The organism is Kosakonia pseudosacchari, from assembly GCF_900184035.1.
Classification (GTDB): Bacteria; Pseudomonadota; Gammaproteobacteria; order Enterobacterales; family Enterobacteriaceae; genus Kosakonia; species Kosakonia pseudosacchari.
This window is the reverse complement of sequence record NZ_FXWP01000009.1, coordinates 828038-846682: the sequence shown is the minus strand read 5'-3', so window position 1 is coordinate 846682 and position 18645 is coordinate 828038. Positions and strand designations below refer to the sequence as shown.

At 53.8% G+C, this 18645-nt stretch carries 20 protein-coding genes; 12 read left to right on the top strand and 8 right to left on the bottom strand.

All coding sequences use genetic code 11. The features are described from left to right. Positions 1-93: 93 nt before the first annotated feature. Complete coding sequence (locus BN2591_RS06165) at positions 94-486, bottom strand: RidA family protein (RefSeq protein WP_086869871.1); 393 nt, start codon at positions 484-486, stop codon at positions 94-96. 404 nt (positions 487-890) lie between these two features. Between BN2591_RS06165 and BN2591_RS06160 the strand changes: the two genes are divergently transcribed. The 4 genes from BN2591_RS06160 (at position 891) to BN2591_RS24220 (ending at position 4572) form a co-directional block, all read left to right on the top strand. Next, positions 891-1643, top strand: coding sequence for an IclR family transcriptional regulator (locus tag BN2591_RS06160; protein ID WP_086869870.1), 753 nt, complete (start codon positions 891-893; stop codon positions 1641-1643). Positions 1644-2002: 359 nt separating this feature from the next. After that, on the top strand, positions 2003-3403 hold the full coding sequence (gene mmuP / locus BN2591_RS06155) for an S-methylmethionine permease (protein WP_086869869.1): 1401 nt from the start codon (positions 2003-2005) through the stop codon (positions 3401-3403). Beyond that, positions 3390-4322: a homocysteine S-methyltransferase gene (mmuM, locus tag BN2591_RS06150; RefSeq protein WP_086869868.1), complete on the top strand. Its 933-nt coding sequence runs from the start codon at positions 3390-3392 to the stop codon at positions 4320-4322. Before mmuP ends, mmuM begins: the two co-directional genes overlap by 14 nt. After that, positions 4309-4572 carry a hypothetical protein gene (locus BN2591_RS24220; protein ID WP_143468240.1) on the top strand — a complete coding sequence of 88 codons (264 nt, stop codon included), beginning with the start codon at positions 4309-4311 and terminating at the stop codon, positions 4570-4572. The genes mmuM and BN2591_RS24220 overlap by 14 nt, the downstream gene beginning before the upstream one ends. On the opposite strand, the gene BN2591_RS06145 is transcribed toward BN2591_RS24220, so the two are convergent. After that, positions 4559-5464, bottom strand: coding sequence for an NADP-dependent oxidoreductase (locus BN2591_RS06145; RefSeq protein WP_086869867.1), 906 nt, complete (start codon positions 5462-5464; stop codon positions 4559-4561). The two genes, BN2591_RS24220 and BN2591_RS06145, sit on opposite strands and share 14 nt — an antisense overlap. A 549-nt stretch (positions 5465-6013) precedes the next feature. Further along, positions 6014-6889 carry a LysR family transcriptional regulator gene (locus tag BN2591_RS06140; RefSeq protein WP_086869865.1) on the bottom strand — a complete coding sequence of 292 codons (876 nt, stop codon included), beginning with the start codon at positions 6887-6889 and terminating at the stop codon, positions 6014-6016. A 108-nt stretch (positions 6890-6997) separates the two neighbouring features. On the opposite strand from BN2591_RS06140, the gene BN2591_RS06135 reads away from it, so the two are divergent. Beyond that, complete coding sequence (locus tag BN2591_RS06135; RefSeq protein WP_086869863.1) at positions 6998-7864, top strand: SDR family oxidoreductase; 867 nt, start codon at positions 6998-7000, stop codon at positions 7862-7864. Between the two features lie 29 nt (positions 7865-7893). Here the strand turns inward: BN2591_RS06135 and BN2591_RS06130 are convergent, their stop codons facing one another. Beyond that, positions 7894-8838 carry an AraC family transcriptional regulator gene (locus BN2591_RS06130; RefSeq protein ID WP_086869861.1) on the bottom strand — a complete coding sequence of 315 codons (945 nt, stop codon included), beginning with the start codon at positions 8836-8838 and terminating at the stop codon, positions 7894-7896. Positions 8839-8933: 95 nt separating this feature from the next. On the opposite strand from BN2591_RS06130, the gene BN2591_RS06125 reads away from it, so the two are divergent. Together BN2591_RS06125 and BN2591_RS24865 are read left to right on the top strand one after the other, a co-directional pair. Further along, on the top strand, positions 8934-9704 hold the full coding sequence (locus BN2591_RS06125; protein WP_086869985.1) for an SDR family oxidoreductase: 771 nt from the start codon (positions 8934-8936) through the stop codon (positions 9702-9704). Between the two features lie 61 nt (positions 9705-9765). Continuing rightward, a complete protein-coding gene (locus BN2591_RS24865; RefSeq protein WP_279627207.1) occupies positions 9766-9897 on the top strand; it encodes a hypothetical protein in 132 nt (43 codons plus the stop codon). A 75-nt stretch (positions 9898-9972) separates the two neighbouring features. Here the strand turns inward: BN2591_RS24865 and BN2591_RS06120 are convergent, their stop codons facing one another. Next, positions 9973-11430: an MFS transporter gene (locus BN2591_RS06120; RefSeq protein WP_086869859.1), complete on the bottom strand. Its 1458-nt coding sequence runs from the start codon at positions 11428-11430 to the stop codon at positions 9973-9975. 122 nt (positions 11431-11552) lie between these two features. Continuing rightward, positions 11553-12299, bottom strand: a complete 747-nt coding sequence (locus BN2591_RS06115) for a glucose 1-dehydrogenase (RefSeq protein ID WP_086869857.1) — start codon at positions 12297-12299, stop codon at positions 11553-11555. Positions 12300-12428: 129 nt separating this feature from the next. Here BN2591_RS06115 and BN2591_RS06110 point away from each other — a divergent pair, with 129 nt between their 5' ends. Further along, complete coding sequence (locus tag BN2591_RS06110; protein ID WP_086869855.1) at positions 12429-13298, top strand: LysR family transcriptional regulator; 870 nt, start codon at positions 12429-12431, stop codon at positions 13296-13298. Between the two features lie 178 nt (positions 13299-13476). Here BN2591_RS06110 and BN2591_RS06105 read toward each other — a convergent pair whose 3' ends face one another. Beyond that, entirely contained in the window at positions 13477-14313 is an 837-nt protein-coding gene (locus tag BN2591_RS06105) for a MipA/OmpV family protein (RefSeq protein ID WP_086869854.1), read from the bottom strand. A 206-nt stretch (positions 14314-14519) separates the two neighbouring features. Here BN2591_RS06105 and BN2591_RS06100 point away from each other — a divergent pair, with 206 nt between their 5' ends. The 4 genes from BN2591_RS06100 to BN2591_RS06085 all read left to right on the top strand — a co-directional run bounded on the left by BN2591_RS06100 (position 14520) and on the right by BN2591_RS06085 (position 17812). Further along, positions 14520-15197, top strand: coding sequence for a response regulator transcription factor (locus BN2591_RS06100; RefSeq protein ID WP_086869852.1), 678 nt, complete (start codon positions 14520-14522; stop codon positions 15195-15197). After that, a complete protein-coding gene (locus BN2591_RS06095) occupies positions 15197-16585 on the top strand; it encodes a sensor histidine kinase (RefSeq protein ID WP_086869850.1) in 1389 nt (462 codons plus the stop codon). The genes BN2591_RS06100 and BN2591_RS06095 overlap by 1 nt, the downstream gene beginning before the upstream one ends. A 49-nt stretch (positions 16586-16634) precedes the next feature. Then, on the top strand, positions 16635-17072 hold the full coding sequence (locus BN2591_RS06090) for a hypothetical protein (RefSeq protein ID WP_425268945.1): 438 nt from the start codon (positions 16635-16637) through the stop codon (positions 17070-17072). A 341-nt stretch (positions 17073-17413) separates the two neighbouring features. Continuing rightward, positions 17414-17812 (top strand): barstar family protein, encoded by a 399-nt coding sequence (locus BN2591_RS06085; RefSeq protein WP_086869847.1) that lies wholly within the window; start codon positions 17414-17416, stop codon positions 17810-17812. 94 nt (positions 17813-17906) lie between these two features. Here BN2591_RS06085 and catA read toward each other — a convergent pair whose 3' ends face one another. Further along, complete coding sequence (gene catA / locus BN2591_RS06080) at positions 17907-18584, bottom strand: type A chloramphenicol O-acetyltransferase (RefSeq protein WP_086869845.1); 678 nt, start codon at positions 18582-18584, stop codon at positions 17907-17909. Positions 18585-18645: the final 61 nt, after the last annotated feature.

Below are 18645 nucleotides of genomic sequence, written 5' to 3'. Positions count from 1 at the left end.
CTGGTGAAAAACAAAAGCATTAATTAATAACAGGCGGCCCTGGTGTCGGCGAAGAAAAAAATAAAAACGCGCAGCCTGTTTTAACGGTTTTAATTATTTACGGTCGGCACGAAAACATTTCATGTCTACTTCCACTTTGCAGTCGACCACTAAATCCTGCACGCTACAAATTCGCGCTGGCGGATTATCATGAAATATCTCACTGAATACTTTATTAAATGAACTGAAATAGCGCGCGTCGGTTAATACCGCCGTGACGTGCACGACATCCTCTACACGATAACCTGCTTCGCGCATGATGGTGAGGCAGTTATCGAACGCCAGTTGCGTCTGTTCGATGATGCCACCTTCCACCACTTCGCCCTCGCGCATCGGTGTCTGACCCGAGATATATAGCCAGCCATCGGCCTCAACGGCCCGTGCGAACGGCAGTTTCTGCCCGCCCGTACCGGTGCCGCCTTCAATGCCATAACGCTTAATCGTCATGCAACGCTGCTCCTTTTGGTTCTGAGAATACCTGTTGATACCGCTTGAATGATGTCTGATATATCAGACTTCTATCTGTAATATCGGATAGAGCAAGATTTGCACAGGTTTTTTGCTTTTGCAATATATCGGGAGGATTTTAATTTCTTATGATGTCGTTGCGATCGCAAAATAAAAAAGTAATGTGAGAAGTTTCTGCCTGGAAATGTTATCGCTGTCGGTGTTTAAGAAAATAACCTGCGCGTTATGCGCTAAAATGAGGCCCCAAAATAGAACAAAGAAATATAAATTCGGCCGCTGAAATTTTAATTTACGGGGATGGGTTAACGACGACGCTGGGTGTATGATGCTTTTCTTTTTTACTGTCTGGCGCGACCGCCCGACTGCATCAGGAGAATTTGCTTATGCCGGACGAGAAGCCATCGCGGGCGCGCGGTGTTGACCGGGTTATCGACATTTTTCGCCAGTTGCATATCGCTCGTCAGCCTATGGCGATGCGCGATTTGATCGACGCTACCGGCGCGCCGCGCTCAAGCGTATATGAGCTCGTCAACCTGCTGAGTGAGGCCGGGTTGCTTGAGCTTGATGCCGATGGCGCGGTGTTTTTCGGCCGTGAAATGCACTATTACGGTGCGGACTACATGGCCCATAACGATCTTATCCGCCGCTCACATCAGTTGATGGTGGAGTTAGTGGCCCGTCATGGCGAGACGGTGCAGCTCTGTATGCTGGAAGGCAACAAGTACACCGTCGTACTGTCGGAAAGTAATGCCCACCCGTTCAAAATCACGTCGGATATCGGGGTGCGGGTACCGATTACCTGGACTGCCACCGGTCGCCTGCTGCTCAGTAACTGGTCGGACAGGGCCATTCTCGATCTCATTCCCGAAGAGGATTACCGTCTGGCGAACGGGCAGGTCCTCGACAAGCAGGCATTCCTCGACGATATCCATCGTGCCGGACAACAGGGATTCTGCCTGACGGAAGGTTTATCAGAGAGTTTTACCTGCTGCATGGCGGCACCGATTCGTTCTCGTAGCGGGCAGGCGGTCGCTGCAATCTGCTTTATGGTGAGTCGCGATACGCCGGAGGAGCGTCGTCAGATGTTGCTGAAAGAGCTGATCGTTTCCGGGCAAAAATTATCGGATTTCACCTGAGTTCATATTCCATATAACTGAAAATATTGCTTTTATTCTCCGGGTTACACCAGAGGGTGCAGGGTTGTATCGCTCGCGTCGTTGCGCGGCACAAAGCCCGCTGGTGTATGCCCGCAGACGTATCCATTCCCACAGCCACAGACATTTTGACTCCAGTGGCAGGGCATCCGGGCACCCGACATTTTTAACGTGTTTCCTCCCGGTCGGGCGCTAACAAAACCACTTTCCCGATCTTTACACCCCTCTTGCTTCTTCGTGTCTCAGCCCGGATGCCAGCCTGATGCTGGTCTTTTGATGATAATAACGATATAAATAAGCCGAACATGGACATTCAGACATCTATACGTTTAGAAGGTGATATGCAGACACAACAAGAAAATGGCGAGCTTAAGCGCTCCATGAAAACCCGCCATCTGATTATGCTTTCATTAGGCGGCGTCATTGGTACAGGGCTATTTTTTAATACGGGATATATCATCTCTACCACCGGTGCGGCCGGGACACTGCTGGCGTATTTGATTGGGGCGCTGGTCGTCTGGCTGGTGATGCAGTGCCTGGGTGAGATTTCGGTCGCGATGCCAGTAACTGGGGCGTTTCATGTCTACGCGGCGCGCTACATTGGCCCGGCGACAGGGTATACCGTGGCATGGCTCTACTGGCTTACCTGGACCGTTGCACTAGGCTCAAGCTTTACCGCCGCCGGATTTTGTATGCAGTACTGGTTCCCGCACGTGCCGATCTGGCTATGGAGCGCCCTGTTTTGTGCGCTGATTTTTTGCCTTAATGCGATTTCAACGCGCTTCTTCGCCGAAGGGGAGTTCTGGTTCTCGCTGGTTAAAGTCGCGACCATTCTTGTCTTTATCATCCTGGGTTGCGGGGTGATTTTCGGCTTTATCGGCATGAAAGATGGTTCACCGTCGCCGGGGCTTGCTAACCTCACCAGCGAAGGCTGGTTCCCGCATGGCGGTTTGCCCATTCTGATGACCATGGTGGCGGTCAATTTTGCGTTTTCCGGTACTGAGCTTATCGGTATCGCGGCGGGGGAAACGGAAAATCCGCACCAGGCTATTCCGGTCGCGATCCGCGCGACGATTGCCCGCTTGATCCTGTTTTTTATCGGCACCGTTTTTGTCCTTGCCGCGCTGGTACCGGCGAATGTGGCAGGGGTTGAGAAGAGCCCGTTTGTGCTGGTCTTTGAAAAAATCGGCATTCCCTATGCGGCCGATATTTTTAACTTCGTCATCCTGACCGCTATTCTTTCGGCGGCGAATTCCGGGCTCTATGCGTCGGGGCGTATGCTTTGGTCGCTGGCAAATGAGAAAACGTTGCCGGGCTGTTTTGCCCGCGTCAATAAAAATGGCGTGCCGCTGATAGCGCTTTCGGTCTCCATGCTTGGCGGTCTGCTGGCGCTGTTATCCAGCGTGATTGCCCCGGATACTGTCTTCGTTGCGCTCAGTGCCATTTCTGGTTTTGCCGTTGTCGCCGTTTGGCTTAGCATCTGTGCGGCCCACTTTGTCTTTCGTCGCCGCCATTTACAGTCGGGTAAGCCATCTGCAACATTGAAATACCGGGCACCCTGGTACCCGCTGGTGCCGGTGCTGGGATTCGTGCTGTGTCTGCTGGCCTGCATCGGGCTGGCGTTCGATCCGGAGCAGCGTATTGCGCTCTATTGTGGTCTGCCGTTTGTCGCCTTTTGCTACGGAGCCTATTTTCTCACCCGGAAAACACCATTGAAGGAGGCTGACTATGCCGCAGACTAATTCCCTTACCACGCTGCTTGAACATCATCCCTTTGTCGTACTGGATGGCGCGCTGGCCACCGAGCTTGAAGCGCGCGGATGCAGCCTTGTTGATACTCTCTGGTCCGCTAAAGTCTTAATGGAAAATCCACAGCGTATTCGGGACGTGCATCTGGATTACTTCCGGGCGGGCGCACAGATAGCCATTACCGCCAGTTACCAGGCCACGCCTGCGGGTTTTGCGGCTCGCGGGCTGACGGAGGCGCAGTCGAAAGCGCTGATTGAACAGAGTGTGCAACTGGCAAAAGAGGCGAGTGACATTTATCGCGCTGAAAACCCCAACGCCGGTCCGCTGCTGGTGGCGGGCTCCGTTGGGCCATACGGCGCTTATCTGGCCGATGGCTCTGAGTATCGCGGCGATTACGTGCGCAGCCGCGAAGTGTTTCAGGCATTTCATCGCCCGCGCATTGACGCGTTGATCAATGCCGGCGTCGATCTGCTGGCCTGTGAAACACTACCTTCTTTCGCCGAAATCGAAGCACTGGCAGACCTGTTATCTGACTATCCGCAGGCGCAGGCGTGGTTCTCCTTCACCTTACGTGACGACCAGCACTTGAGCGATGGCACACCGCTGGTGCAGGTGGTGAACGCGCTGTCTGGCTGCTCACAAATTGTTGCGCTGGGGATTAACTGTATTGCGCTGCATAAAACCACCGCCGCTCTCAAACATCTGCAAAGCCTCAGCGCGCTGCCTCTGGTTGTCTATCCGAACTCCGGTGAAACGTATGACGCCGTCACCAAGGCGTGGCATACACATGGCGAGAGTTGCGGATCGTTAGCGGCATATTTACCCCAGTGGTTAGCGGCGGGGGCGAGAATTATTGGTGGATGCTGCCGGACTACCCCACAGGATATCGCCGCACTGCGTGAACACCGTTAACGACGAAGAAACTGACAAGGCTCGTGGGCCGGAAATTGTGGCCCACGCTGCCTTTCATCCGGCTGGCATGAAGATAAATCGCTCTCTGCTTTATCGATGGCTGGCGAAAAGTTTGTCCGTGTCCGACAACCTCTACCTGATGACTGCATATTGCAAGGCGGAAAGCATCGTGGCTGCACCCGGATTGAAGAACGACACGCGTCGGGTAATCCGATTGCCTCCGGCAGGCTGCACTATCAGCAAACGTTGATGACGAGTTTGCCGGTCACGTGGCCTTCTGCGCTTACCCGATGCGCATCGGCAGTCTGTTGCAGTGGGTATACGCCCTCAATATGAAGTTTAAAAAGGCCATCGGCGCAGAGACGAGCAATTGTGGCGAGGGTTATTTCCGGTTGTTCAGGCGGGCCATGGGAAAATTTCGCGCCATAGTGCTCTGCTGAAAAATCCGCGACGGACAGCACCTGAGCCGGATTTCCCACGATTGAAATTAACTCCGGTATGATCCCTGAACCCGCGACATCAATGGCAGCATCAATGCCCATCGGCGCTAACTGCGCTATTCGTTCCTGTAAACCGGGACCGTACGTCGTCGGAATGGCACCTAATGAGACGAGATAATTATGTTTAGAGGAACGTGCTGAACCAATAACAGTAATGCCGCGCAGGCTCGCGAGTTGAACGATAGCCGTTCCTACACCACCTGCCGCCCCGCTAACCAGCAGCGTTTGCCCCGTTGCTATATTAACTTCATCAAGAGCCCGGGTGGCGGTATCAGCAATAACGGGTAAGCCTGCTGCGACTGCAAAAGATACAGCAGTAGGTTTGGCCGCCCAGTGTGTGAGAATGGCTTTCTCCGCGACGGTGCCAGTGCCAAAACCGAATACCGCATCGCCGATAGCAATGCCGGAAACGCCATCGCCAATCTCATCAACAACGCCGCTGGCCTCCACGCCTACCGTGAGTGGAAACACCACATCTTCGAACGCCTTGTACTGTCCCTCTCTTCGTTTCCAGTCCGAGGGGGTCACCCCGGCAAAATGCACCGCAATACGAATCTCGCCAGCGCCGGCGTGAGGAACTGGAATTTCATCAATCCTTAACTCATCAGGTCCACCGAACGCGTGATAACGGATCGCCTTCATCGTGTTACTACCGTCTACGCACACAGGGTGAGAAAAAACAGGAAGGGAACTGACAAATAAATGAGAGTGAGAACGTGAGTTTGACACCATTATGCTCCGTTTATCATGCCGCCACCGCAGGATAGCGATAAGCGCTTCCGCCATTTCATGACAGCAACGCGGTTGATTTCGAAGACGCTGGTCAAACTGTAAGTAAACAGAATGGACGTGTACGCGATCAATTCAACAGCAGAAATGATCGTTTTTCGCGACGTGCCGGTGAGCCTACTAAGGCTTATACAGGCTGTCAATACTGCCCTGGCTAGTGCTTTTTTATGTCGTCAGTCAGGGAGATTGTTGATATATGCTGACTTCTGTTTTTCGTCTTTAGCGGACATGCCCGCCCTTGACCGGTTGCTGAGTGCCATCAGCGGATGTTGCGCAACCCGCACTGCTTGAATAAGAGGGGGGCAGGTTAGTTAGCCGATGAAAAATAACGTCATTACGGCGCTCAACGTGACGTAAATCTTTTACTTCGCACACATACCCCCAATACCCGAGCCGATCGGTTCAGACCGAGAACCAGCCGGTGGGATATTGCTCGCAGATGAATTCCACGAAAGCCTTCACCTTGGGGCTCTGAAGCCGCCGGGATGTGTGCAGCACCCAGAGTTCAGTCAATGTATCGGCTTCTCCCCAGCACACCAGCTCACCTTTTTCCAGTTGCTGGCTGATAATAGATTGCGGAAGCATCGCCGCACCGGCACCCGCCAGGGTGGCATCCCGCACGGTCAGAAGGGAAGAGAGGCGCATCACGGGTTGCGGCACGAAGCGACGCTGCCCGCCCTGAACACTCCAGACCTCTCCGTCGGAATAGGTTGACATCACGATCGCCGGGATTTCAGGCGCGTTTTGCGCATCGCCGACCGGCATCTCAAGCGCGGGAATCGCCGCCAGTACCAGTCTGTCTCTGGCAAACAGCCTGCCAACCAGCGCACTGTTTTTGTGCGGATTAATACGGATCGCAACATCAAAATGCTCATCCACCAGGTCGCTCATGCGGTTCTCGGCAATCACGTCAACATGAATGCGAGGATAGCGGCGGCGAAATTCGGCCAAAAGCTTCCCGAGAGCCAGTTGCGAAAAGAGCAGCGGAGCCGCAATACGCAGCCAGCCCGAGGGATTTGCCGACGCTTCCCGCGTGGATTCGACTGCTTCATCAATATCACGTATTGCGCCAACGGTGCGTGACAAAAGCCGTTCACCCGCCTCAGTGATCTGCAACCTCTGCCCGCCACGCTCAATAAGACGCACACCGAGTGACGCTTCAAGGTCAGTCAGCCGGCGTGACAGGGTGGCCTTCGGCTTTCCGCTGGCGCGACTGGCTGCGCCGATCCCGCCCGAAGCCGCGATGAGATGAAAATCTTTAAGGGCATTAATATCCATGGAGTGTCTCATTTATGGAACGAACCATCTAAAAAATAGCATCTTCAAAGAGAAAATGGATCGCGATAGTGTTTGTTCACACCAACCAAACACCACGGAGTAAATACCATGACCATCCTGATCACCGGAGCAACCGGCCGCGTCGGCCGCAATGTTGTTAACCAGCTTCTTCGCCGCGGCGTTGATTTCCGCGTGCTGACCCGTGACCCCGCAAAGGCAGGCTTTGCCGAAAATGTGGAGGTTGTGAAAGGCGATATGCTGGATATCGACGCCTTGCGTGCTGCTTTCAGCGGTATCAAAACGCTGTTTTTACTGAATGCGGTCGCGGGTGACGAATATACCCAGACGATGATTACCCTCAACATTGCCCGCGAGTGCGGCGTTGAGCGCGTGGTTTATCTCTCTGTCTTTGGCGCGGATGTTTCCGTCAATGTGCCGCATTTCGCCGTGAAATATGGGGCCGAGCGCATGCTTAAAGCGATGGGCTTCAGCGCCACCATTCTGCGGCCAACCTACTTTATCGACAATGAGGTCATGATTAAGGATGTTGTCATCAATCACGGTGTTTATCCGATGCCGATTGGGGGGATTGGCCTGGCGATGGTGGACACACGCGATATTGCCGAGGTGGCGGCCATGGAACTGATCCGACGCGATCGCGCGAGCGGCAAACTGCCTGTTGAGACGATTAATCTCGTTGGCCCCGATACGCTAACGGGGGAGAGCGCCGCCGCTGTATGGAGTGAGGTGCTGGGCCGCGAGATTATCTACGGCGGAGATAACCCGGATGGATTTGAAGCAAGCATGGCGGAATTGATGCCGAAATGGATGGCCTACGAAATGCGTCTGATGGCTGAGCGCTACGTCAGCCATGGCATGCTCCCCCTGGATGGCGACCGCGAGCGTCTGGTCACGCTTCTTGGCCGCCCGCTGCATACTTACCGCGACGTCGTGACGGCGCTTGCTGCGCAATAACATGCACTTCTTAATATGCGGGCGCGGGCTCAGGGAAACGCCTGCTCCTTGCTCAAGGCCAGGGAAGGCGTTTGCGGGCTCCCACTCTGGCGCCGGAAAATGCCGGGTGGAACGCCTACATATTGCGTGAAGGCCACGTTAAAGGCGCTTGCTGACTGATAGCCGACGTGAAAGGCAATTTGTTCGATTTTCTCTTTGCTGCTCACCAGCGCTTTTTTCGCTAACGACATGCGCCAGAAGAGAAGATATTGCCCTGGCGGCATACCGACGGTCTCACTGAAAGCGGCAAAAAAAGCAGAGCGGGACATGGCGGCGTGGCGGGCAAGCTGTGCGATTTGCCACTCAACGCCCGGTTTTTCATGGATGAGATGCAACGCGACGGCGATCTTTTCATGTTGCAACCCCTTCAGAATGCCCGCCGTTTTCGGCAGATCGTGATTACTGCGTAACGACTCGACCAGCAGCAACTGTAAAAGCCGCATTAATACCCCGTCACGCCCCGGTCGCCTGGCCCGGCTCTCATCCAGCAGGAGTTCAAGCAATGTGGCGAAACGACGTTGCCCTTTAATCAGGATCTCTGTTGGCAGTAAAGAGACGATGAGTTGCTTATCCGGCGTATCGAATTCACAGTGGCCGACATACATGAGCAGATCGGCGGGCCCGCTTGTTGTGCCAATCCGCACATGCCCTTCGCTGAGAATCGTTGGCGTTGTGATTTCAGTGGCACCGGGCCCGCCGGCGTTGGTGTTCTCGAAAGTGTAAGCGGCGGGTATCAGAATAAAATCACCGGCAACCAGTAACGTTGGGCCTTTGCCGTTAACAGTAATCAGGCATTCGCCTTCCAGCACCGCGCAGTAAAAGGCCTCTCCACCAGATTCCCGAACAATATGCCACTGACCGCTCCCTTCAACGAGTTTGGAATGCGATGGTTTGGGGTTGAGCAGGGCAACAATATCGGTCAACGGATCTGACATTGGACTCTCTCTAAAGTTTACGCGACGGTTGATTATATATTGTCCTGCGGGGGGCCGCTATGATCGCTGCTCTTGCCATCAAAGAGGATCAAAATATGTCTACTGTACTGATTACCGGTTGCTCTTCAGGTTTTGGTCTTGCCGCCGCAAAACTTTTTTTACAGCAGGGCTGGGAAGTGATTGCCACGATGAGAACGCCTGACCCGACCTGTTTGCCCGCAAGCGACAAACTGACGATCCTGCCGCTCGATATTACTTCCGCGCAGAGCATTAACCATGTGGTGCAAGCGGCGGGCGCGATTGATGTGCTGGTGAACAATGCGGGTTTTGGCGCACCTGTACCGGTCGAACTCACGCCGCTTGCCACCGCGCAGCAGTTAATGAACACCAATGTGCTGGGCACGTTGTCATTAACCCAGGCGTTTCTGCCGCTGATGAGAGCGAAGAAATCAGGGGTAATCATTAATGTCTCTTCATCCGTGACGACCCGGGCGATGCCGCTGATTGGCCTGTATCGCGCCAGTAAAGCGGCGCTGAATGCATGGAGTGAGTCACTCGCCATCGAAGCCAGGCCTTTTGGGATCCGTGTTCATGTGGTGTTACCGGGGCGCTCTCCGGAAACAAAGTTCGGCGAGAATGCGCGCGCGTTTTTTGCCGGCATCGACGATCCCGCCTACGGGCAAATGGTGACGGAGTTTATTCAGAGCGTGGGCGATAACAACTCACCTGTGACGTATGCGGATGATGTCGCGAATGCCATCTTCGCGGTTGCTCAGGATCCCAATGCTCCGCTCTATACCGCCGCAGGTGAAGATGCCCAAATGATGCTGAAAGAGGCACAGCATCGTTCGCCCTTCACTTACTAACGACGCCGAACGAGAACCGGAGACGTAAAGAAAATCAAAGAGGGGATATTCCCCTCTGTGCATGAGCCAATCGCGATGGCTGCCGTTTTCCATCTCTTCGCCGCGTATCAGGCTGGCAAGGATGTTTTGTCTGGCAGTGGCAATTGGCTTTTTGACCCCGGAAAAGAGGCTGCGCGGCGCGTATCAGGCGTGAATGTGAAAAAAACGGACTCTCAATTGACTGGGCGAATCCACTGGTAATTCGCTCAGCCAATTGACACGGGTTACCTTATTTGAGGGACAGGCTGGCTGGCGCTGACGACCGATCGCAGGTGCGGCGGATAAGCCGGATACTGAGTCCGGCGCCGGTGGCCAGGCACACCGCCATAGAGAGCAGCGCGACGATAAAGGCATGCGTGATATTTTCGCTGCTTTTACCGTTATCCAACATGCTGTAAAAAATGCCGCCAATGACGGCGACGCTCAGTGCTGTGCTGATTTGTAATGCTGAGCTGGTTACGCCGGCAATCATGCCGGAAAACTCCGGCGCAACGCGGCCGGTTACCATCCGCACCAGCGTGGGCATCGCCAGCCCTTGCCCAAGACCGGTCACAAACAGCAGTCCGGCGAGCGGCAGCATGGCAGGGGCGCTACCCGTCAGCGTATGGGCAACTAGCCATGCCAGACCTGCTAACCCCGCCGTCTCGCATCCCATCCCGATGGCGCTCAGATAATTTCCGACAAACCGCCGCAGATAAGGCGTCAGTAACGGCCCAATCAGAAAGCCAACGCCAAAGGGCAGAAAAAGCAGGCCTGCGGTCAGGGCGTTCACCCGCAACGCGCCCTGTAGATAGACAGAAAACAAAAGAAAGAAGGCCGCGATGGAATAAAACAGCAACACGATCGTCAGCCCCTGGCCCAGCCCCGGCGCGCGTAACACGCCCGGATTAAGTAACGGCGAACCGCCAGTCTGACTAAGGTGACGTTCATAACGCCATAACAACGCGCTCAAGAATGGGAAAGCCAGCAATAACAGCCATGTCCACCAGGGCCATCCCGCCTCATGACCTTCAATCAACGGTACAATCAGCGTACTTAGCGTGACGGTTGCCAGCAGCATGCCAATGGGATCCAGCCGCTGCGCAGATTGCGCCCGCGTCTCTTTCAGCAACGGCAGTCCAAAGAGAATGACCAGTAGCGCCACCGGCAGGTTAACGAGAAAAATAGCCCGCCATCCCAGCCCAAACAGGTCCGCTGAAATCAGGATGCCGCCCAACACCTGGCCGATAACGGAGGCGAGGCCAAACACGGCGCCATATATGCCCAGCGCTAACGGCTTCTCCGCTTCCGGAAAAATGGCCTGTACGGAGGCCAGCGCCTGGGGGGCCATAATGGCGGCTGTGGAACCCTGTAACATGCGACCCGTGATCAGTACCCACGGTGACCAGGCTACACCGCACAACAACGATGCAGCGGCAAAACCGAGAAGCCCAAGAAAAAACATCTTCCCGCGACCATAAATATCGCCCAGCCGACCGCCGGTAATGAGCGTGACCGCATACACGCCAGCGTAGGATGAAATGACCAGCTGTTCAGCGGAAAAAGAGGCGCCCAGATCGCGCTGAATAGCAGGCAGCGCAACATTGACGATAAAAAAATCGAGCGGCGGCAAGAAGGCGCCGACCAGTAAAATGACAAACATCGCCCAGCGACGCGGCTCGGCTTGCGTGAGGCTATGTGTCGACATAGAACACTCCATCTGTAACGGTGCCGTCCCCGGCAGGAGACGTTTTGTGATCAAAAAATGTGCGGTTAATCGGGTTGGGCGTGTTGCGCCAGGGCGCTTCACATCCTGGCGCGCGGGGGAGGTCAGCGCATACCGCCAGAGGCCAGAATCACCTCACCGGTTATCCATCCCGCGTCGTCGGAGGCGAGAAATGAGACGATCGGGGCAACATCCTGCACCTGACCGATGCGCCCTAGTGGCGTCTGCTGCTCATTCCATGTCTGGAATTCTGAGTTCATCGCGCCTGCACTATGGCTGCCTTGCGTTTCGATAAGGCCAGGGTTGACGGCGTTGACGCGAATTCCCCGCGGGCCGAGTTCTCGCGAGAGTACGCCGGTGATGGCGTCAATCGCGCCTTTGGTGCCGCTGTAGATAGCGCTATTGGCAATAAAGACGTGGGTGACGAATGAACTGATGTTAATGATGCTGCTGCCTTGACTGAGATGCGGCGCGGCCGCACCCGCCAGCAACAGCGGGCCCAGAACATTGATGTCGAACTGCCTGCGGTAGAGGGCTTCGGTGCTCTCTTCAATACTGGCGAACTGATAAATACCGGCGTTGTTCACCACAATGTCCAGCCGCCCGAAGGTGTCGATGGCCGCGTTGACCAGCGCCTCGACCTCCGGCTGGCTGGTGACATCCGCCGCGACCGCTACGGCCTGCCCACCAGCGGCTTCAATATCGGCAACGACCTTATCGGCACTGCGTCTGTTCGAGGCGTAATTGACGATCACTTTCGCGCCGTCAGCCGCCAGTTGGCGGGCAATGCCCGCGCCGATACCGCTGGAGCCACCGGTCACGATGGCGACTTTGTCTTTTAATTTGTGCATATCTTCAGCTTCCTGATCACACCGCCAGGGGCGGTTTGGGTGAGGAGGCTATGGTGATAGCTACATAATTGTTTTGGAACTGACACTTTTGTATATTCGATGTTCATTTTTGAACGGTGAGGCCAGGGTATGGAGTGGGGCGACGTCCGGGTATTTCTTGCAGTCATTCGTAAAGGCTCTTTTGGTGAGGCGGCCCGCAGCCTTGGTGTGAGCCATCCGACGGTGGGACGCAGAATCAAGGCGCTGGAGGATGAGGCGCAGCAGGCGTTATTTCGCCGGACAAGCGATGGTCTGGTGCTGACGGACGCTGGCGACAGGGTGATGACGCTGGCAGAAGCGATGGAAAACTCCGCGCTGGCGCTGGAACGACGCCTGGCAGGTAATCATGAACGTCTTGAAGGGATATTGCGCATCTCTTCAGCAGAGTGGTTTGCTAATTATGTTCTGGCGCCTGTGCTGGTCGAACTGACGCGCCGCCATCCGGCGATTGTGCCGGAAGTTATCGCAAGCTACCGCTTACTTAATCTGTCGCGCCGTGACGCCGACATCGCCTTTCGCATCGTTCCCTTTACCGAACCGGATATTGTCCAGCGCCGCCTGATGAGCATGCCTTATGCGCTGTATGGAACGGCGGAAACCGCGCATCTCGCGGAGCAGGATCCGCCCGCAGTGGGGCTTATTCTTATGAATACGGCACAATCCCACTTTTCTGACGTCGCCTGGCTGCTCGACAGATTTCCTCAATCTCGGCGTGTGTTCACCAGCACCAGCCGGGCCGTTCAGGCGCAGATGTGCCAGCGGGGAATGGGGATTGCCGTGCTGCCACGGCCGCTTGGCGATGCCATCGCCGGATTGCAGCGCATTCGCATGCCGGAGCCGCCGCCGTCCAAAGATATCTGGGTGGGGTATCACTATGATCTCCGGCATATGGATCGCCTGCGGGTCATGCTGGATATCGCCGATGCGTTGCTGGCAGATCCCGCGACGCCAGCAACGTGAGCCTGCTCTTTTGCGCGTCCGCTGCTGCTGATGCGCCAGCGGAAATGTAAAGATGTGATACCTGGCCGGGCTGACGCTTTTGGCGCTGCAATGTGTTGCGTACTGCCCCGTTAGCTGAACCGGGGCGGATCGAATGTGTGCGAAGCCACAAGCTGGCGGGAAGCTCGTTGAACAACGATCAGAAGCGATATGTCACCAGCAGGCTTCCTGTGGGCGATGTTTTTCGTTGCACAATCGGGCTATTGCGCGCATCCCCCGCCAACTGTGTAACGCCTGCTGCGGCAACCACGCTCCACTCCTCATTGAACTTGTGTGTCCAGTCAAGATTCGTTGACCAGGCATAAATTCCCGATCCGACGTCATATCGGGTAAACCCCGATGCAGCCGACTGAGATGCACTGACCCCGTAGTAAGTCTGCATGTATTTTTCAGTTCCCCAACTGCCGGTCAGCGCCAGTGTCACGGTATTATTCGGTGAGGTGTAGAGCGGGCTAGTAATGCCGAAATGGAGTGCCGCGCCATTGCTTCGCTCAGAAACAGGCACTTCAGCCTGCAATTGCACATTAAGCCAGTCGGTCACCCCGTATCCCAGGCCAAGCACACCGAGAGCCGAGCCTTTGATGTCGCCCATACCGCGCAAATAGTCGCTGCCGTCGCTCAGCGAGTCGCTGTCCACGTCGTGATCCTTGCGGCCTGCGCGATAGCTCAGCGCCGCGTTGTAATCGAACTTGCCGATGTTATTGCCGTAACCGATGCCCCGCGTGGAGCTGACGAAGAAACCATTTGCCATCGTGTAATCAAGCACCAGGGCCGTTGTGACGCGGCTTTTATCCGCACCAGAATAGCGTGGCGCAACATTCGCGCCGCCTCCCACGGTCAACGCGTTGCCTTGATTCTGTGCTGCCGCCAGTATCGGGGTGGCCAGGAACGCCAGGACAGCGCCCGGCAACATTTTTTTCAGGCTGCGCCCCGAAAGTGGAAGGGGGAACTTATGACGCAGTGTGATGTTTCTCATTAAAGAAGTCCTTGTGGATTCAAATGATTACGATACAAGCGGTGTGTAAACGCCAGAACGCTCATTTTGCATGCGCCCCCTAAAGTTCTCATGAGCCCAAAATGAAGAAAGGGTGAAGCAACCACAGATGCTGCAAAGCTGATAGATTTCCTGATACCGTTTTTTTCTTCAGACGTTCTTCATTCACTGTTGATACCGTAACCATTGTGAAAATTCTCCTAATCGAAGACGACCTGGATCTTGGCAACGGCGTGCGTATTGCCCTGGCAGATCAAGGGTTTGATGTTATATGGGTTCGCCGCAAAGAGGATGCGCTGCATCAGCTTGATGCCTGCGTGCCTGAACTTGTGTTGCTCGACCTCGGATTACCCGACGGCGATGGTATGAGCCTGATGGCGTGCCTGCGTCAGCAGCTCAAAGGCATTCCCGTCATCATCCTGACGGCGCGGGGCACACTGCAAGATCGCCTTTCCGGGCTGGACGCCGGTGCCGACGACTATCTCGTCAAACCGTTTGTTCTCGCCGAGTTGTTGGCGAGGGTGAGAGCGCTTGCGCGCCGCAGTTATGGTTTTCAGAACGAGGCGATAGAACTTCGCGGATTATCGCTTCATGTGCCGACCCGACGCGTGACCGTGAATGCACGGCATATTGAGTTGACGGCAAGTGAATACGCGCTGCTTGAAACGTTGCTGTTGCGTACTGACCGCGTGCTGACCCGCAGTTTTCTGGAAGAAAGGATCTTCGGCGCAAAAGAAAATATGAGTAATGCGCTCGATGTGCATATGGGGAATTTGCGTCGCAAAATCGGCGACGGCTACGTGCGAACGGTGAGGGGCGTTGGGTATGTCATTGATACTGTCCCCATTGAGAAGGGGGCAGGTTGATGCGAAATGTCTGGCGTCACCTGAAAACCCCAACGTTCGTGCGGCGAATTATGGTAGCGCAAATGCTACTGCTCACCCTGCTCTGGTGTCTTTTTCTGACGTACGTTTTATGGGAGGACTTGCGCAGCCCACCGATATTAACGGGCAGCAAGACGTACGAAACCATTTTTACTGTGGTTGAGAGTATGGACGATCGCCCGCAGGAGCGAACGCATGTGCTGGCGGCGTTAAGCCAGGCGGTGCGGGAAGATTATGGCGGCGGTGAAGATCCCGACCTCTCAATCAGCCTTATCGTGCGCAAGAATAAAGCGATAATTTATGCCTCTGATGGCGCGCCAGCCGGGGTGATAAACAGCCGTTATGGAAAAATTGAGCGTGTTGAGAGTGATGGTCGCGCCTGGACCAGCCGTACCTTAAAGTCAGCGAACTCCGACACGGAGGTTACACTTATCACCCCTGCCGGAGGCTGGAACTTCTTTATCTACCTGAACTCGCGTGGCTACTACGTGATGCCGCTGCTGGTATGCATTCCTTTTCTTTTGTTTCCCGCGTGGCTGTCAATCCGCATTGCAATGCGCCCGTGGAATCGTGTGGTCAGTGAAATTTCCCTACGCGCGCCGGACGATCTTTCGCCCTTAAAAGCCGTGCCAAAGCACAGGGAGCTTCGCCAGATGGTTGACGCTGTGAATGGATTTCTTGCCAGGGTGCGGGAAAGCACAGAACGGGAACGGGTTTTTATTGCCGATGCCGCTCACGAGTTACGTACCCCTCTGGCGGCGATGCGAATCAATGTTGAGGCGTTGCAATCCTATGTCAGCAGTGACAGTCAAAAAGAGTTGCTTGCCGGTATTATTCGCAGCAACAGCCGTGCGGCTCGTCTGGTCAATCAGTTGCTGCTGATGATGCACAGCGAAGCGCGCATTGACACGGTTATGGAGCCTGTGCCGCTGACAACGCTCATACAAGAACGCATGGCCGGGCTGGCACCGCTCGCGGCGGAACGCAGGATTGAACTGGAATTCTACGCCGAAGAGGAGATCTGGGTGACTGGCGTCAGGGAACGGTTGATGTCGCTTATCGATAACGTTATTGAAAATGCCGTGAAGTACAGCCCTGAGGGTGGGCGGGTTGAAGTGGCGTTACGATCCGTAAATCACTCCACGCAGTTACGTGTTTCAGATGCAGGGCCCGGCATTCCCGTTGAATTAAGGGAGCGCGTGTTCGACCGGTTTTTTCGCGATCCCAATCAGATGCAAAGCGGGAGTGGACTGGGGCTTGCCATCGTCAAAGCGGTTGCACAGCAACACAACAGCAGCGTAAGCCTCAGTACGTCGGCAGAAGGTGGGCTGATGGTTACGGTGGATTTCCCAAATCACAAGCCCGCCTGAAAGCACACACAACGTTGATCCGCCCCGGCGGAGGGCATCTACCGGAATGATGGAGTTAAAAGTGAAATACGTTGCTCTGGCAAGCCTGTTATTTTCGCTCTCACTCAGCGGGTGCGCGATTACCGTCGGCGAACTAAAAAGTAGCCGATCCTCTTTTGACGGCAGTTTCGTGAGCAAGACAGGGTCTTCTGATACCTATCGAACCATAAGGCATATGGCAAGGCAGTGCCTCGAATATGAGGCATATTCAGGCAATCCGGTCATCGTATTCAGCGAGTTTGATGCTGAGCGCCAGACAGGTGAGATCAATCAAAAGTTCCTTTCACAGGGATTATTGATTAACAACACGCTCATTGAGATAGAAAGCCGGGATGGCGACAACGCGCAGGTCAGCCTGTACACAACCAAGGATCTTTTGAGCACGGGCATCCGGTCGCCAAAAATAAGTGATATTAAGCGTTGGGCTGGCGGCGATAAAACGTGCTAGCGCGACACTTGCGTATCACTCAGCACTACCGCGAGCCATCATTGGCTATAGGGTTTCCGTCACGTTGATTAATACACCGTAATTTAAGTAATACCTTCATCAGAGGTGAGGGCCACTGCGAACTTCGGCTTTTCGCTCACAGCGGACATGCCTGCCCATGGCCGGCTGCCTGTGCCAGAAACGTAGGTTGGAAACCATCATGCTATTGAATAGAGGATCTCGGTTCCTGGAACTGATACTCATATCCCATCACCGACATTAATGATTATGGGTTAAAATAGTGAGATCCAGGATATAGCGGACCGTAAGCCTTCCAACCAGGAAGTAAAGGATCAAATTTAATGCTTTTTAAATTCTATGAAAAATACCCATCTTTAGATATTTCTCAGGTCTTTTGCGCGCGAATAGATCCTGAAACACGACTGAGTTCGGAATTACTCAAAAGCTTTTACTATTTACTGTGGTTTCCCGGATATTTCGGATTCAACTGGGATGCGTTAAACGATTGTTTATGTGATTTCAGCTGGATTGATAGTAAAAAAATAGCCATCATTCATGAGAGAATCCCGGAGTTACCTGATGAGGAAAAAGTGATTTATCTCGATATTCTTAGCCATGCCATTTTATCCTGGAAAGAGGATAACACTCATGATTTTGAAGTTTATTTTAAGCAGGAAGACAAAAAGAATATCGAAAAGTTACTTGCGTTTGCAAGGAATAATAAAGAGTCAAAAGTATAGTTCAAACATGCCAAAGCCCTCTCCGTTTCAGTTTTAGTGCCTGGCGCATGCTATACGTCCCATGCAAAAGGATATTTCCCACTATTCTGGTATATCACGCATCGGGTTTCCCTGAATACCGCGACAGATCATCACACAAAGTTTGCAACTCGTTGATCAGCCTTGCCACATGGAAACCATCGCAAACGGCGTGATGGACCTGGACGGCGAGAGGTAACAGCACCTTTTCACCTTGCGGGTAGTATTTTCCGATTGTGAACATGGGGGCGAAAAAGTTCTGCATATTAGCAATGTTGATATTAAAACCAGTAAAACTTACCCAGGGATTAGCTGATACGTAAAATACGTTTTCCAGTGACTCTTCTTTAGGCAGGTAGGAGAGGTTATTACGATAGCGTGCGACGTCTTCTGAAAAAATGTTCAGGAAGTGATGAATATCACCATCGTAGTGACTCCATAATGACGAAAAAGTCTCTGTTTCATCATGAAAAATCGTATAGCATGGATGAATATCATTCCATATAACAAGTTCATTATCTTTTATAGCCATACGAAATTCCGCATGCCTGTTGACTATTTTAGCAAGGAGGAAAATTAGCGTAGGGTAAAATTTCCATCCAACCGCCTTAATATGTTTTAACAGCGCGGTAATATCTAATTGTACAGTTTGGCTAAATGTGCACTGAGCAAAGGTCTGAAAGGCCTCGTAATGCTCCTTTCTTGCCCAACGAGATAAGTCGACAGTTGTATATTCTGGCGTTATTTTTTTCATTTTTAACCTTTTTTCACCAATAATGTTCTGCTGGTAGCCTAAGATTTTTCTATAAACTAAT

Coding starts and splice junctions, on each gene's coding strand:
- BN2591_RS06165 (WP_086869871.1), bottom strand. CDS start 486: ATGACGATTAAGCGTTATGGCATTGAAGGCGGCACCGGTACGGGCGGG.
- BN2591_RS06160 (WP_086869870.1), top strand. CDS start 891: ATGCCGGACGAGAAGCCATCGCGGGCGCGCGGTGTTGACCGGGTTATC.
- mmuP (WP_086869869.1), top strand. CDS start 2,003: ATGCAGACACAACAAGAAAATGGCGAGCTTAAGCGCTCCATGAAAACC.
- mmuM (WP_086869868.1), top strand. CDS start 3,390: ATGCCGCAGACTAATTCCCTTACCACGCTGCTTGAACATCATCCCTTT.
- BN2591_RS06145 (WP_086869867.1), bottom strand. CDS start 5,464: ATGAAGGCGATCCGTTATCACGCGTTCGGTGGACCTGATGAGTTAAGG.
- BN2591_RS06140 (WP_086869865.1), bottom strand. CDS start 6,889: ATGGATATTAATGCCCTTAAAGATTTTCATCTCATCGCGGCTTCGGGC.
- BN2591_RS06135 (WP_086869863.1), top strand. CDS start 6,998: ATGACCATCCTGATCACCGGAGCAACCGGCCGCGTCGGCCGCAATGTT.
- BN2591_RS06130 (WP_086869861.1), bottom strand. CDS start 8,838: ATGTCAGATCCGTTGACCGATATTGTTGCCCTGCTCAACCCCAAACCA.
- BN2591_RS06125 (WP_086869985.1), top strand. CDS start 8,934: ATGTCTACTGTACTGATTACCGGTTGCTCTTCAGGTTTTGGTCTTGCC.
- BN2591_RS24865 (WP_279627207.1), top strand. CDS start 9,766: ATGAGCCAATCGCGATGGCTGCCGTTTTCCATCTCTTCGCCGCGTATC.
- BN2591_RS06120 (WP_086869859.1), bottom strand. CDS start 11,430: ATGTCGACACATAGCCTCACGCAAGCCGAGCCGCGTCGCTGGGCGATG.
- BN2591_RS06115 (WP_086869857.1), bottom strand. CDS start 12,299: ATGCACAAATTAAAAGACAAAGTCGCCATCGTGACCGGTGGCTCCAGC.
- BN2591_RS06110 (WP_086869855.1), top strand. CDS start 12,429: ATGGAGTGGGGCGACGTCCGGGTATTTCTTGCAGTCATTCGTAAAGGC.
- BN2591_RS06105 (WP_086869854.1), bottom strand. CDS start 14,313: ATGAGAAACATCACACTGCGTCATAAGTTCCCCCTTCCACTTTCGGGG.
- BN2591_RS06095 (WP_086869850.1), top strand. CDS start 15,197: ATGCGAAATGTCTGGCGTCACCTGAAAACCCCAACGTTCGTGCGGCGA.
- BN2591_RS06090 (WP_425268945.1), top strand. CDS start 16,635: ATGGAGTTAAAAGTGAAATACGTTGCTCTGGCAAGCCTGTTATTTTCG.
- BN2591_RS06085 (WP_086869847.1), top strand. CDS start 17,414: ATGCTTTTTAAATTCTATGAAAAATACCCATCTTTAGATATTTCTCAG.
- catA (WP_086869845.1), bottom strand. CDS start 18,584: ATGAAAAAAATAACGCCAGAATATACAACTGTCGACTTATCTCGTTGG.